Here is a 13,758-nt window from a genome sequence, read left to right as displayed (position 1 = left end):
TTCATTCTGCAAGCAGAATGTTTACTCACTCGTTGTTCAGTTTTCAAAGATCAAACTTATTCCGCTACCAAAACCAGTTTGTTTCAGCAACTCTTATATATTATCATGTCCGAACCAACCTTGCAAGCACTTTTTTCAAGTTTCTTTCGAAGCTTGTTTTCATTCGCTTGTCGCACCGTATAAACTGTGTTTTCTTGGCCGGAATAATAATATATCATGTATGACTCCCCCTTGTAAAGCATTATTTATTAAAATTAATCATCCATATTTATCCTCCACCTGAAAGAATAAAATTTTAGAATAGCTTAACATTACCCTCTCTATCCTACTAACTGTAAATATCCCATTCTCGTAGAATAGACATACTATATATAATAGGAAAGAGACCCTTTTAGACTCAGAAACATCTAAAGGGTCTTCTATATCCGTTTCTTTTACGAAAGAAACGGCTTAGATTATGAATCGTACAGAAAAGATAACTTATTTACTGCTCACCTTACTTACGCTCTACCTTATATCCTTTATCCTCAAGCAGTTTCACAATCCCGTGATCCCCCAGGTAATGCGCTGCTCCAACCACGATGAAATACTCTTCACCTTTGCCCGTTTTCAGATAACCGTCAATCTTGTCCGCCATACCGATATTTCGGTCTACCAGCATCGCTTTGTTGTATTCATCATCAGTAGAGAAGGTGTTTGTCAGCTCCAGCAGCTGCTTGTCATTGCCCGTTTTCCACATCTCAGCCATCTGATTCGCGGAGTTGTCCAGTACATCGAAGTTATCGATTGTGGAACGCAATGTTTTTTCCTGTAATTCTTTTGAGAAATTATCGAACATTCCTAATTGAGACTGGTAGGATTCAAGTTCAATCACCGGGATTTTACGCTCGATCGCTTTTTGAATAAAATACAAATCTACACCGGACGACGCTTCCAGTCCAGCTGATGACATCTTCAGACTTCCCAGTGTAGTTTCCACTACCCAAGGCTTAAATGCATCCAGCGCATTAGGCTCTAACCCCTTTTTCTTCAAAATATCACCAAGCTTGCTGTATGTCTCACTGGAAATATGATCCTTCAAAGTTGTACCATCCTGATATGAACCCAGACTTAACACCAACTTCTGTTGTTCTTCGTCTGCCGCTTTACTCAGATCTATTTCTACACCAAGATAGTCAGCTTCAGCAAACGCCTCTTCAAATTCAGGACGCAATGGGTAAAAACTTTTGTCTGCTACATGCATCGATCCTACCAGATATACGGTATTGCCGTTGCTTTGCACTTCCCACATGAAGCCGCGTCCACCGTTTTGAGCGGTTTCGACCGTGCCGTCGCCCTTGGATACGAGCAGTACAGTTCTTGTAGCCTTATCCCAACGAACCTCATATCCTGCGGCATCGCCAACGATACGAATCGGCGCGTAAGTGACACCATTGATGCGAACAAGTTTGCTTTTCAGCGTTATGGTCTTGCCATTGACGATTGCTGTGATACTGTCATCGGTTGTACCCGCCAGTTTAGCATCAAGTGCATCCAGCGTTGTACGGAGTGGAACGAGAGTCGTTCCTTTTTCAACAATTGGTGCACCCGCAGTGTATGTAACGGCTTTATTGTCGACTTTAACAGCCGTGTCTTGCGGAGCAGCCATTGCCGGAACTGCTGATGCGAGTAATCCTATTGAGACGGTAAGAGATAAGAGTACGTTTTTCCATTGCTTCATATATTATGAATTTCCCTTCTTCTTCTAATTTCTACACTTTTGATGTAGACAAAGATCAACGAGATCACTTTCACCTTCTATATTACGCTCTAATGTGAAGCTCGTTCCAGAAAATTTTCCAGATATTCATAGATTAATATAGTTTATAAAAAAAGCCCCGGCTTTAGCCAGGGTTTAAAATGGTTTTGTTATGTACCTTCTCACGACGGATTCGTTTTTTGATAAGCATGCATTGCCGTTTGAAATTGATCTAGCGCCTCCTGATATTTAAGACGATCTTTGTCATTCACTGCAAGTTGTTTTCTCATAATTAAATCGTCCTGCAATCGTTGCACAAGGTCTTTGATCTGATCATTTGGATTTGATTTGGCTGGTTTGGGCAAAGCCTCCGTTCCGGTCTGAACGGTCAGTTCTCCTTTACTATCCACCTGACCGATCGAAACTTGGCTTAATGTCAGGTCTAGTTTACGCAGTTCTTTTTTGACCCAATCCTCACTTACTCCAGCAGCCTTTAAAGTTTCAGGTAGAATGCGACCATCCATAATGATCGTTCGCGGTTCTTTTTCCGAAGAAAGACGATACCCCAGCATGTCTGCGGTGAGCGGTTGATATTCCTTTTTTAATAACACACTGATATCTCCGCTCTGTTCCATTACCGCAAATTCCACATCGGCCACCCGAAAAACATCTTTCTTACGAAGCTGTTCCAGAAACTCATCAATCGTCAGCCGTTCCTTTTTCAGATTTTTTTGAATCACAGCTCCATTTTCCACAAGGATCGTTGATTTTCCGTCCACAATATCTCGAAACTTTTTACTTTTCATCGTTAGATACTCTGCACCTGCTGAGAAAGAAACCCAAACCAACACAGCAAGAAAGCCCAAATACCAGCTTGTGTCGGTATCCAAAGAGATGTAACCTACCAGGTTCCCGAGCGTGATACCCGTTATATATTCAAACAAGGAGAGTTCAGAAATCTGCCGCTTGCCTAAAATCTTCGTAATGAGAAACAGCATAGTTACCGCAGAAATCGTTCGTATAATAACCTCTAACCAATCAGGCACGTCGCATGCTCCTTTCCGAATGAAGTCCATATTCCTCGGATGACATAACTTCATTATTAAAGGTTATAATTAACATGCACGCCAGATTGTATGCATTGGAATGTTCAGTTTCTTGGCAATCTGATAGACCATCTACTTTTTCTATTTTACTTGTCCAAGATGATATGAAATTTCTTTGGAGGTCTCTAAGATTTTGTCAATCATAATGCTCTTTTCTTCCTCTTTATACAGACTCAACGGAATTGCGAAAATAATACTTCCTACTACTTGATGTACGGCATCAAAAATAGGGGCACCAAATCCGATCGACTCATTTTTGCGTTCGCTGAACGTATAAGAGTATCCTTCACTTCTGATCCTCTCGATCTCCACTATAATTTGCTTTGTCTCATTTAATGACACACCTTCCTGTTTCAAAACTTCGTTAATCTGCTCATCTTTTAAAAATGCTAAAATTGCTTTCCCGCTGGCTCCAATATGAATGGGTTGAAGCACTCCGAGCTCCAGGCGGTACTGAAGAATGTTGGAACTATGAATACCTAATATGAATGATAGCTTCTGATACTGCTCTTGATATTGTGCCAAATACACGGACTGTCCCACTTCATGCGACAAGGTCTTAAGGTAAGGTTCAGCTACGGATTTCAATCCAAAATTAGCACTAATAAATGATGAAAGTCGTACCCACTCATTCCCAATCGTGTACTTATTCGTTTCGGGGATAGTCTGTAAAATGTTCTCTTCTTTTAATGTCTTTAAAATACGGTGTATGGAACTTGGCGGGCTTTCTAGATATCGTGCAAGATCATTGACTCCCCATACCGCTTGTCCATCAATGAAAGCCTTCATAATGGTTAATGTTTTCAAAGTTACGTTAGATTTATTGGTCATTAATAAGGCACCTTTCATCGTTAATCTTTATCTTGATTATAATGTAAGCGTATGCTAATATTCCAATCATACAACACACCCATTCCACATTCAAGAACACCATTCCATTATACGGAATGATAATTCAATTCTACTCATTAAGTTGAATGTCATTCCGTATAGTGGAATGATACAGGTGTGCATACATCAGGGGGGGACAATATGAGAATTCATTATGCTTGGGTCATTTTTTTAGGATGCTGTATTATATCATTTGTCGGTTTCGGATTAACGATCAATACAGCTGGTTTATTCTGGGGTGGGATGAGCACAGATTTAAATTTGACGCGTGCTGAAATCGCTCTCAATGCAACTTTTGGCGGGATTGCCGGTGCAGTTTCTTTATTATTTGCTGGTACAGTGTTTAAAAAGGTCAATACCAAACTGCTGCTCAGTCTATCTTTCGGAATAACCGGCCTTTGTTTTATAGCTTGTTCTTTCATTCAAAGTGTCACTCCTTTCTACGGGATCAAAGTTGTCTTGGGAGTCGTGCAGAGTATCTCCATTGTCATCTCCATACCCATTTTGCTCGGTAACTGGTTCGAGAAAAAGCTGGGGATTTTATTTGGAATTACAGGTGCGCTGACTGCTGTCGGAGGCTCGTTCTTCAATCCTGTAATCAGTCATTTAATTCTTGAACACGGATGGAGAACAACTTATATCATCGTAGGCATTATTTGTCTTGTCGTACTTTTACCGACTGCCCTGCTGATGAAGTTCAAACCTGAAAATGGTTTGCTTCCTTATGGTGCTGAAACGAACCATGCAGCAACTGAATCCAATCAAGCAGTCAACAATGCGGAAGCGAAAGGCCTGTCGATCAAAGAAGCAGCCCGCACGCCTATTTTCTACAGTTTTATCATAGCCATTATTTGTTTTCAGGCAGCTGGCTCTCTGGCACAACATGTACCGGCACTTATTCAAAGCTTAAACTTCAGTTTACAAGTAGGTGCAAGTGTGATGTCCGCCCTGCTTATTGGAGCCGCCATTGGTAAACTGCTTATGGGCTTTATGTTGGATCATGTTAAACCAGCCATTGTCCTCCTTATTTTCACGCTCCTTGGAGCTTCTGGATGGTATAGTACGGGCGTATTCAACAATGTAGTCTTTTTGAATGGTTCCGGATTTCTGAGCGGGATGGGACAGGCCATCGTACTTACTGCAATCCCTTTATTGATTCGTGGATCTTTCGGAACGAAAGACTATAGTCAAATCCTTTCTATTATTCTCATGTTTGGTGCATTTGCCAATGCTGTTTCTGTATATATACATGGATCGATGTTTGATCAAACCCATTCCTACTCAGCCTCATTGATTTTGAACGTGGTAGCGTATACAATTGGTTTCCTTTGCCTTGCATTTGCTATTCAATTCAGAAAAAGAATGACCACATAATAAATTCGTTAGAAGGTGTAAAAAAATGAGATCATTCCAAGTAAATCCCCAATGGGAAGGTTTAACTAAAACGATTGAACAGGAAAACCCACCTTGCAAATATGAAATCCACGGTATGAGTGAAGCCATGGTTTCGATGCGAGATGGCGTTCAGCTTCATACTAGGATTTACCGGCCTAATCAAGGTGATTCTTGGCCATGCATTCTCGTACGTAATCCCTATCCCAATAACCAAGACTTGCTTGAAGCAACCTATACACAATTCGTCAGGCATGGTTATGTTCTAGTTATTCAATCCTGTAGAGGAACAGGACTTTCCGAAGGGGAGTGGTCTCCCTTTGTGAATGAACGTGAAGATGGCATTGATACATTGGAATGGCTAGTCCAACAAACGTTCCAAAATGGAAACATTGCACTCTTCGGCCAATCGTACTGTTCATTTACAACCTGGATTATCGCTGATTCTTTACCGAAAGAAGTCAAAACCGTATTTCTAGATCTTTTTGGAGTGGATCGCTACGGACAGATGTATATGAACGGTATGTTTCGGCATGACATATATACGTCCTGGGCGTTTGCGAATTCTGGAGTCGAAACGACGACCGATGCAGGCGAGCTCTATCAAGATTCTCTCCGCATGGTGCCTCATAACCAAGTAGACGAGAAACTTTTGGGCCGTACCCTTCCCTTCTACCAAAGCTATATTTCAGAGTCGAGCCGTGAATCAAAATACTGGCAGGAAGGAATATGGGCAGAGCTGTTAAATATTCCTTCCAAGATCAATATTCCGGTCTATATGGTAGAGGGATGGTTTGACCATCATCTGGAGGGAGCCTTCAAAGGCTATAACCTGCTTCAAGATCATGTAAAACGTAAAAGCAGATTTGTAGTCGGCCCCTGGGATCATGTCGGGAATTCACCAGGTGAACGTACGTATCCTGATGCTAACCTTCTGGGAACTTTTCGAATAAAAGCTGCCTTGGAATGGTTTGATATACATCTAAAAGGGAAGTCTGGCACGTTCAGCCCGATTTCCTTTTATCGTATCGGAGCTTCTCGGTGGGAAGAACGTCTGTCTATAACCGATCAGGATACAACCTGGCGTTTGTACTTTTCCAATAATCCTGAAAAGCAACTAACCGACAAGCATTCGCAACCATCAACAGTGAAGTATCTATACGATCCTTCCTCTCCCGTACCTACGCACGGAGGAAGTGCCTTGCTTGCTTGGATCATGCCTTCGTTTAAGGGTGCACCGCATGGTAGTTTGGCCCAACCTGACTTTTCTTATCGCCAAGATGTCGTGAGGTTTGACTCTGCTGTACTGGACGAGAACAAACAAATAACGGGTGGTATTAAAGTGTGCTTAGAGGTTAGTACAGATGCGGAGGATACGGCTTTTAGTGTAAAAATCTGCGAGGTATTTCCGGATGGTCAAAGTTTCAATATCGTCGATGGCATCACTTCTCTGAGGTATCGGAATAACAGTGATCAACCTGTCGATTATACGCCCAACCAACCTGTTCAGGTCATCATTGAGATGTGGCCAACGGCATGGGAGCTGCAAAAAGGTTCTTTTATCAGGGCAGAAGTATCTTCTTCTAACTTTCCGGCTTATCATGTACATTCCAATGTGAACGAACCTTGGGCTTCCACATCCAAATACAAAGTTGCAACTCAGACCCTATACACAGGCTCTAACTATTGTAGTTATATCGAATTCCCTAATTAGTGTGTATTTTGAAATCAATTGCAGGCTAGCTAGCAAATTGTACTTGCTTTAATCCTTTTGATTAAAGATAAATAGGTGCTACTCTATTTCCGAGTGGCACCTATTTCAGTACATGTCCCAGCAATTCTGAAGATACATTCACTAATTATGGCTCACGGAATCCGATCATTTGATTTCACCTTATAAAAGGTTATAGTTTATCTTAGGAGATAACAGTTCACAGTGATACTAATTCTCGAACTATTATGTAAGATGGTGCTTCTATGTTCTGTCTCACTTTATCTTATTACTCATATGAGGTGACTAACCATGAATAAGCAAGAACAGGCTATGCTGAATTTCAGGAACTTATTTAACAAGTTGGTCTGGATTAATAAATCGAAAATGGAAAGCAGTCTTCAAGGATACAAGCCTTCTGAAGTCCATTGCATTGAATTTATAGAGAAAAATGTAGATTCCAATGTAACCAAGCTGGCGGAGTCTATGTATATGACCAAGGGAGCTATAAGTAAATTAACGAAGAAACTCATTGAAAAAGGCCTGATCGAAGACTATCAGAAAGCGAATAACAAGAAAGAAGTCTTTTTTAAACTCACCAAGCAAGGCAGAGTCATATTTGACATTCATGAGAAACTGCATAAAGAGTTTCAGGAAAGAGATGAATCGGTATTCAATCATGTAACGGAAGAGCAATTCGATCACATGCTGAACTTCATTGAACTGTACAGTAAACATTTGGACACTGAAATAAAGAAACAAGGTTTAGATATAATGAAGTGAAGCAACTATAAATTAAGAATAAAACCAAGAGCAACCTTCTCTATAGAGAAACGGATGCTTTTTTTTACCCTCTTTTTATTGTTGACAAGGAAACTAAATACAGGTAAACTTTAGTTGACAAGGAAACAATACTGATTAAAGGAGTTTAATATGCGTACAAACAAAGTAAAAGGAACAGGAATACCTAAGCATATTCTTATCACCGCTTGGGCCATTGCTCTTGGAGCAATCGCTCCTATGTTGGATGCCACAATGGTGAATATTGCCGTAAGTCAACTCACAAAAGATTTTCATACCACATTAAGCACCATTCAATGGGCCATTACAGGATATATTTTAGCCCTTGCGATTGCAGTTCCGGTATCCGGTTGGCTCATGAACAAATTTAATGGCAAGAAGGTCTTCATTGGAGCCGTCATTGCTTTTGGTATAATCTCTATTCTAATAGGTGTTAGCTGGGATATATTCAGTTTTATTTCCTTCCGTTTGCTTCAGGGATTTAGTGCCGGAGTCATTACCACCCTCATGTTTACCCTCTTGGTTAAGACAACCGGACAAGAGTATTTAGGTAGAGTCATGGCAATCGTAAGCACTCCTATGATCTTTGGTCCTATTTTGGGACCTATCCTCGGAGGGTTCATCGTACAAGTCGCATCTTGGCCATGGATCTTCTTCATTAACGTGTTCATTGTATTGATTTCTGCACCACTCATGATCAGAGTTATTCCAGACTACGAGCCTTTTAACAAAGAGAGCAAGCTCGATCTATTCGGAATTATCGTTTTATCCATTATGAGTATAGCTTTAATATACGGAATCACCAAGGCAGCGGATTATGCCACTTTCAACAATCAGGAAACCATCTTGTGGATGGGGATTGGCATTGCTTCGGCTCTCATTTATCTCGTCTATAATCGTATTAAAATGAATCAAACCGTGCTGCCCATGAATTTGTTTACCCATAAGAACTTTGCAGCCTCAAGTGCCGGGCTATTCTTCGCAAATATCGCCATCATGGGGCCGATGTTAATACTCCCTCTGTTCTTTCAAACCTTTCGACACTTCACAGCAATTGAAACAGCAATTGCACTCATTCCTCAAGGCGTTGGTATGCTGATCACTCGGCCTTTCATTGGAAAAATGATCGACAGCATTGGTGCTAAATATGTGCTGATCGTCAGTCTTTTTCTTTCCCTTATTGGATCCATTCCTTTTATCTTCATCACAGATCATACAAGTATGATCTGGATTTCAGTAATCTTATTTATTCGTGGTGTCAGCATTGGGGGTATTAGTCTTCCCTTAATGAGCGAAGCATACAATGGACTGGGCAGCAAGCAGCTTCCAGAGGCGGGTGTTGGGATAAATATCATTGAAAACCTCGGTTCAAGCTTTGGATCAGCCATTATTGCGACGGCTGTTGCAACAGTTATACAAGGCTTGCATCCAACCATTGCAAATCAATTGCAGGCGTACCATATCGGTTTTCTTTTAGCCACGATCATTCTGGCACTGATCTTCATCCCCGGTCTGTTTCTTACGAATAAAAAGAAGGCAAAAGATATACTTACGGCCGTAAAATTGAACTAGATTCACTAACTAAGATTGTAAATAACAAAAAGACGCCACTCCCTTCCCGAGTGGCGTCTCTTCTTTCATCCAACGTTAAAACGAATCCAGGCCAACACAACACATACAATCCCTGATATTACAAAGGTTTGAAATATTAAATCTTGTACGCCTTCATCGCTTTGAACAACTCTTTAAAAGTCGGGCGTTTGCCGTACATCAGCACGCCAGTACGATAGATTTTAGCTGCAAGCCAGCCGAAGACCAGAATGGATACAGCCAGAATGGCGAGAGACGTTAGAATCTCCCAGGTTGGCGCAACGCCTGCCCCAATCCGTACCAGAATCGCTGTTGGTGATGTGAACGGAATGAAGCTTGCAACTTTGAGCAATAAAATATTCGGTGCAGAGATGCTGAAGATTGCAATATAAAATGATACCAGAGACAGCATCGTGATTGGCAGAACCGCCTGTCCCAGCTCTTCCGTGCGGCTGACCATAGAACCAACGGCTGCGAACAGCACCGCATACAGGAAGTAACCCAGGATGTAGAAGATCAGTCCATAAACAATCACTGCGATATTAATATCGTTAACACTCAAATTGAAATCACTCAGTACTGCCCGATTGTGTGGCAACAGGATATTGCCGGCGATAACCGCGCCGAAGATTCCGATCTGCAACATACCCACCATGAAGATACCGATGATTTTACCAAACATTTGGCTAAGTGGAGATACACTCGTGATTAGAATCTCCATGATACGTGAGCTTTTCTCTGCCGTGATCTCGGAAGCAATCATATTACCTGTCATCATCGTAGACGTGAACAGCAAGATGATTAACAAGTACACCACGATATAGTTAATCGGACTCATTGATTTTTCCGAAGCAGCTCCAGCCTCTCCATCATCCGTGCTTAGATTTTCTGCAGTCAGTTTCACAGGTGTTGTAATCAGCACCTTCTGTTCAGGTGTCAGCACATCCTTGACTACAACATCCAGCTTCACACTTTGCAGAGCAGATTCAATAGCCGTAGTGATCTGAGGTGAAATATCATCTGTTGAATATAAAACAGGCTTCGGAAACTCCTGCCCACTCACCGTTTCAAGTTTCAAATAACCATCAATCAGGCCTGCTTTTGCATCTTGTTTCAATGCGGCTTCATCCTTATCGCCACTCATGATGAAACGATATGCCTGATTGCCCTGAGCAGATGAGAAGTCTTCCAGCTTCTGTGCTACACCTTGCTGTTCCGTTGTCAGGAGCCCGATGTTTACAGGATTTTTACCGGAAGCTCCGCCTCCAATAGGCCCTCCATTGAATAACGTAATGAAATATGGAACATTGAGTCCAATCGAAATTAAAAGTGCAAGTACGATAGTAGTAACCATAAACGACTTCGTTTTCACTTTGTTTTTGAACGTGAAACCTGTAATTGTGCCCATTTTATTCATTCGACTCACCTACCTCACGAATAAAGATTTGGTTAAGCGTTGGTTCCTTGATCTCAAAATGCTCCACGGTGGTCTGTGCCATCGCCGTCTTCAAAATCTCCTGAGCTGCCGCAACCTCACTGACATGGATCTGATATCCACGTTCGTTTTGCTCCACTCGTTTCACACCTGCCAGCTGCTCAAGTCCTTCTACCTGTCCAAGAGTACTGAGGTACACTTGTTCACGCGGATAACGGCTCTTAATCTCCTTAATCTCACCTTGCACTACCGTGTTAGAACGATGAAGTATCGTGATCTGACGACATAACTCCTCGACATGTTCCATCCGGTGTGTAGAGAACAAAATGGCTGTACCTTCATCACGCAATTCTTTAACCGTTGATTTGAGCAACTCTACGTTAACCGGATCCAGTCCGCTAAACGCTTCATCCAGGATCAGAATCTGAGGTCTGTGCACAACTGCGGCAATAAAACCCATCTTCTGCTGGTTTCCTTTGGATAATTCCTCAATTTTTTTATCATAATACTCCGGCACCTCGAACCGCTTCAGCCAGTACTTCAGACTCTCATCCGCATCCTTGGCTTTCATTCCGCGAAGGCGTGCCAGGTAATTAATCTGTTCGCTAACTTTTACCTTGGGATACAATCCCCGTTCCTCCGGAAGATACCCCATAATCTCTTGTAGCTCTGTGTTGTATGGTTTGCCGTTGTACAAAATGTTACCGCCATCCGGGTGGATCAGACCGAGCACCATGCGCATCGTTGTTGTTTTACCAGCACCGTTGGCTCCAAGTAATCCGTAAATCTCGCCCTCTTTTACATTAAGCGTAACTCCATTGACAGCTGTTTTGTCTGCGTACTGTTTGACGACTTGCTTTAATTCCAATCGGTTCATTCAGAATCGTCTCCCTTCGGTTTATCTCCACTGTACGGGTGCATACCCGGCAATCCAATATTCCAGCACTTCTCCCAGTTCCAAATTACGGATTTTGAGCACCTGATGATTGGACAACTCCAACCTCTCCTGCGCTTCGCTCACCCGGGTTGTAATCACACGGATCAGGCCATTCTCTTCCTGAAAAGATTCAACTACACCAGGAATATTCTCGGGCCGCAAATTTCCTTCATACCAGATCTCCTTCCACTGCTCTAGCACAAGGTCTTTCTCCGCCATACCCAGAACCTGCCCGCGGTGCATCAGTACGATGTAATCTGCCAGCCGCTTCACTTCATCTGCAATATGAGTGGCAATAAGAATGGTCGTGTCTCCACCTTCCATATAATTGCGGAACTGTTCAACCATCACCTTCCAGGCAAAAGGATCAAGACCGGACGAAGGTTCATCCAGAAGAAGCAGTTTAGGCCGAGCAGCAAGTGCTGCGGCTATTTCAAACTTCCTCCGTTCTCCCTTGGACATCTTGGTCAGCTTCACATCACTTGGCACGTCCATGTCTGTTATAAGCTGTTTGAACAGCTTCATATCCCACCTTGGGTACCAATGTGATCTGAAATCGGCTGCCTCCTGAGGCGTCATCCGATTCTCTTCAATACCACTGTTATCTGCCACAAAGCCAATCTGTTGTCTCAGCTCAATCGGAAGTATCCCCGAATGCTTCTCCTGTCCAAACCATATGATCTCACCACTATCCGGTAGTACAATTTGTTGCAACATGTTAAGCAATGTGCTTTTGCCAGAGCCGTTATGCCCCAGAATGGCAACAACGTATCCTTCTGGAATCGTCAGATCAATCGGACCTATAACCCTGCGTTTACGCATCTTGGATACACCATTTAATTGAACGGCTATGGATTCTACCATACTTCTCCCTCCTTACTTTGAATAATTCGCTCTCAGGGCTTCCCGGAACAAAACTTCCATTTCCTCTTCTGTACACCCTACAGCTTTGCCCGACTGCACCGCAGCTTGCATCGCTTCCTCCGCTGCCTTCAGCCTGTAGTTCTCTCGTTCTCCCGCCTCAACCTGGGCCACAAATGTTCCTGTCCCCTGCTTCGTACGAAGCAGACCTTCATTCTCCAGATCCTGATAGACCCGTCTAACCGTAATTACACTGCAATTCAGCGCTCCGGCAAATTCGCGAATGGACGGCAAATGTGTCCCCTCCCCCAGTTGACCCGTTATAATTAACGACCTTAATTGGTTCTCAATCTGGTGATACAAAGGTTCAGCGCTATTCTCATTTATTTGAATGGGTATCTTCACATCTTGCACCTCGCCCTCCGGTACACTTCACTCACTTGCCTGAACGTGCCGGTTTCATCCTTTATTCTTTTTATCACTAATTCTGCCGCCTTCTAACTCAGATCTCTCACGGCAAGCTTCTTCAACGTCACTCGACTGAACCCCCATAATGCTGCCAAACCTGCAACCACCGCAATCCACATGATTGGAGATAACAAGCCCCACAGTTTACTGTAGTGTATTACATACCAGAATCCATAATTACCCGAGAGGCGGATCAGAACAGATATCACAACAGCCATCGGTAAGAACATGAAGCTAAGCATCAAATATTTTTTACCACTGAAGAGAAACTCTCCGTAAATATACAATCCTGTAATTAGAAGTCCATATCCCGTGCAACTCAGCGCAAAGGCTAAATACTGATCCCATGTGAAGCCTTCCGTGTGTAATCTGACTGCATATAATGATCCGTAGAAGAAAAAACCATTATATGCGAATGCAATCAGAGATTGCTGCAGTCTCGACCACATCACAGTTTCATTCGGAATCGGGAGCCTTCGATAAAAGGCGAGCAACTGTGTGTAGGAATCTTCTTGTATGTAGCGGAAGGAACGTCTGCTGAAAAGAAATCCTAGGAACGGGAGCATAATGAGAAAAAACGCATCTACTACCGGGTTAATAAAATTACTCTGTTGCTGCCCAATCAGCATCACGCCGCTCATACTGCCTGTGTAGATCATAAATATGGCAGACCATAACCACTGCAGCTTATCCTTTCTATACTCGTTACGGGTTAGCCACCACGCTTGCTTCCATGCATCCATATCTATGCCTGCCTTTCAACTGTCTTCCTTCATCTGGTTTATCTGGTTTATCTGGTTTACTGTGCTTTTGTTTTGATCACTGTGA

General features: G+C 42.6%; 12 protein-coding genes. 4 read left to right on the top strand and 8 right to left on the bottom strand.

Annotation, left to right across the window (positions count from 1 at the left end; genetic code table 11):
• Positions 1-496: 496 nt before the first annotated feature.
• The 3 genes from ACUTVW_RS26465 to ACUTVW_RS26455 form a co-directional block, all read right to left on the bottom strand.
• The gene (locus ACUTVW_RS26465) at positions 497-1,720 is read right to left on the bottom strand and encodes a TraB/GumN family protein (RefSeq protein WP_445648455.1); all 1,224 of its coding nucleotides are present in this window, start codon (positions 1,718-1,720) and stop codon (positions 497-499) included.
• A gap of 200 nt (positions 1,721-1,920) precedes the next feature.
• Positions 1,921-2,784, bottom strand: coding sequence for a DUF421 domain-containing protein (locus ACUTVW_RS26460; RefSeq protein ID WP_445648454.1), 864 nt, complete (start codon positions 2,782-2,784; stop codon positions 1,921-1,923).
• 141 nt (positions 2,785-2,925) lie between these two features.
• Positions 2,926-3,675, bottom strand: a complete 750-nt coding sequence (locus ACUTVW_RS26455) for an IclR family transcriptional regulator (RefSeq protein WP_445648453.1) — start codon at positions 3,673-3,675, stop codon at positions 2,926-2,928.
• Between the two features lie 201 nt (positions 3,676-3,876).
• On the opposite strand from ACUTVW_RS26455, the gene ACUTVW_RS26450 reads away from it, so the two are divergent.
• From ACUTVW_RS26450 to ACUTVW_RS26435, 4 genes are all read left to right on the top strand, one after another.
• Positions 3,877-5,109 carry an MFS transporter gene (locus ACUTVW_RS26450; protein WP_445648452.1) on the top strand — a complete coding sequence of 411 codons (1,233 nt, stop codon included), beginning with the start codon at positions 3,877-3,879 and terminating at the stop codon, positions 5,107-5,109.
• Positions 5,110-5,134: 25 nt separating this feature from the next.
• Complete coding sequence (locus ACUTVW_RS26445) at positions 5,135-6,841, top strand: CocE/NonD family hydrolase (RefSeq protein ID WP_445648451.1); 1,707 nt, start codon at positions 5,135-5,137, stop codon at positions 6,839-6,841.
• A 309-nt stretch (positions 6,842-7,150) separates the two neighbouring features.
• On the top strand, positions 7,151-7,621 hold the full coding sequence (locus ACUTVW_RS26440) for a MarR family transcriptional regulator (protein ID WP_445648450.1): 471 nt from the start codon (positions 7,151-7,153) through the stop codon (positions 7,619-7,621).
• Between the two features lie 150 nt (positions 7,622-7,771).
• Positions 7,772-9,211 carry an MDR family MFS transporter gene (locus ACUTVW_RS26435; RefSeq protein WP_445648449.1) on the top strand — a complete coding sequence of 480 codons (1,440 nt, stop codon included), beginning with the start codon at positions 7,772-7,774 and terminating at the stop codon, positions 9,209-9,211.
• 136 nt (positions 9,212-9,347) lie between these two features.
• Here the strand turns inward: ACUTVW_RS26435 and ACUTVW_RS26430 are convergent, their stop codons facing one another.
• The 5 genes from ACUTVW_RS26430 to ACUTVW_RS26410 form a co-directional block, all read right to left on the bottom strand.
• Entirely contained in the window at positions 9,348-10,646 is a 1,299-nt protein-coding gene (locus ACUTVW_RS26430) for an ABC transporter permease (RefSeq protein ID WP_445648448.1), read from the bottom strand.
• A complete protein-coding gene (locus tag ACUTVW_RS26425) occupies positions 10,639-11,541 on the bottom strand; it encodes an ABC transporter ATP-binding protein (RefSeq protein WP_445648447.1) in 903 nt (300 codons plus the stop codon). Before ACUTVW_RS26425 ends, ACUTVW_RS26430 begins: the two co-directional genes overlap by 8 nt.
• A gap of 21 nt (positions 11,542-11,562) precedes the next feature.
• On the bottom strand, positions 11,563-12,465 hold the full coding sequence (locus tag ACUTVW_RS26420; RefSeq protein ID WP_445648446.1) for an ATP-binding cassette domain-containing protein: 903 nt from the start codon (positions 12,463-12,465) through the stop codon (positions 11,563-11,565).
• Positions 12,466-12,477: 12 nt separating this feature from the next.
• Positions 12,478-12,867, bottom strand: coding sequence for a GntR family transcriptional regulator (locus ACUTVW_RS26415; protein WP_090919013.1), 390 nt, complete (start codon positions 12,865-12,867; stop codon positions 12,478-12,480).
• Positions 12,868-12,959: 92 nt separating this feature from the next.
• Positions 12,960-13,673 carry a hypothetical protein gene (locus tag ACUTVW_RS26410; RefSeq protein ID WP_445648445.1) on the bottom strand — a complete coding sequence of 238 codons (714 nt, stop codon included), beginning with the start codon at positions 13,671-13,673 and terminating at the stop codon, positions 12,960-12,962.
• Positions 13,674-13,758: the final 85 nt, after the last annotated feature.

The sequence above is a fragment of the Paenibacillus sp. TSA_86.1 genome (assembly GCF_052691815.1).
The sequence above is the reverse complement of the archived record's forward strand: the minus strand, read 5'-3'. Positions and strand labels throughout refer to the sequence as shown.

Excerpts from the sequence above, each read along its gene's own strand:
- ACUTVW_RS26465 (WP_445648455.1), bottom strand. The coding sequence starts at position 1,720 with ATGAAGCAATGGAAAAACGTACTCTTATCTCTTACCGTCTCAATAGGA.
- ACUTVW_RS26455 (WP_445648453.1), bottom strand. The coding sequence starts at position 3,675 with ATGACCAATAAATCTAACGTAACTTTGAAAACATTAACCATTATGAAG.
- ACUTVW_RS26450 (WP_445648452.1), top strand. The coding sequence starts at position 3,877 with ATGAGAATTCATTATGCTTGGGTCATTTTTTTAGGATGCTGTATTATA.
- ACUTVW_RS26445 (WP_445648451.1), top strand. The coding sequence starts at position 5,135 with ATGAGATCATTCCAAGTAAATCCCCAATGGGAAGGTTTAACTAAAACG.
- ACUTVW_RS26440 (WP_445648450.1), top strand. The coding sequence starts at position 7,151 with ATGAATAAGCAAGAACAGGCTATGCTGAATTTCAGGAACTTATTTAAC.
- ACUTVW_RS26435 (WP_445648449.1), top strand. The coding sequence starts at position 7,772 with ATGCGTACAAACAAAGTAAAAGGAACAGGAATACCTAAGCATATTCTT.
- ACUTVW_RS26430 (WP_445648448.1), bottom strand. The coding sequence starts at position 10,646 with ATGAATAAAATGGGCACAATTACAGGTTTCACGTTCAAAAACAAAGTG.
- ACUTVW_RS26425 (WP_445648447.1), bottom strand. The coding sequence starts at position 11,541 with ATGAACCGATTGGAATTAAAGCAAGTCGTCAAACAGTACGCAGACAAA.
- ACUTVW_RS26420 (WP_445648446.1), bottom strand. The coding sequence starts at position 12,465 with ATGGTAGAATCCATAGCCGTTCAATTAAATGGTGTATCCAAGATGCGT.
- ACUTVW_RS26410 (WP_445648445.1), bottom strand. The coding sequence starts at position 13,673 with ATGGATGCATGGAAGCAAGCGTGGTGGCTAACCCGTAACGAGTATAGA.